This window comes from Dysgonomonas sp. 216 (assembly GCF_010501065.1).
Taxonomy (GTDB): Bacteria; Bacteroidota; Bacteroidia; order Bacteroidales; family Dysgonomonadaceae; genus QVMM01.
In genome coordinates, this window is sequence record NZ_QVMM01000053.1 from 1 (window position 1) to 368 (window position 368).

The following is a 368-nucleotide window of genomic DNA, read 5'->3' on the forward strand; positions in this document are numbered from 1 at the left end:
CTCTTTTCGGGCATCAGATATTGGATATAATACTTCTTTTCGAGTTTTGCTATTAGAAGAAATTGAAGTCGTCTTTGGGGAATTTAAGGGGCTGCTTTTTCTCCTTTTGCTCTTAGTCGTTTTTATCTGGCTGCGTTCTTCCTGTGTAAAACCGAAGAGGTCATATAGAGTTATCACCGGTTCGGGCACATTGACTTCTAATGCAGCCTCCCCCCGGCTGCCTGAGAAATAAGGGGAGTTTGAAGAAAATACAGAAACAGGAACATCCGTATATTGTTGTGTAGTTTGAAAATCTCTGGGCGTCGGCGGCCGTTGTTCCCATAATTCCCGCTCCTTTTCGGCTGCATAAACCCCGAATTGCCTTAAAT

At 43.8% G+C, this 368-nt stretch carries 1 protein-coding gene; it reads right to left on the reverse strand.

All coding sequences use genetic code 11. The features are described from left to right. On the reverse strand, positions 1-368 hold a 368-nt coding region (locus tag D0T53_RS13785; RefSeq protein ID WP_221411549.1), incomplete at both ends, for a hypothetical protein.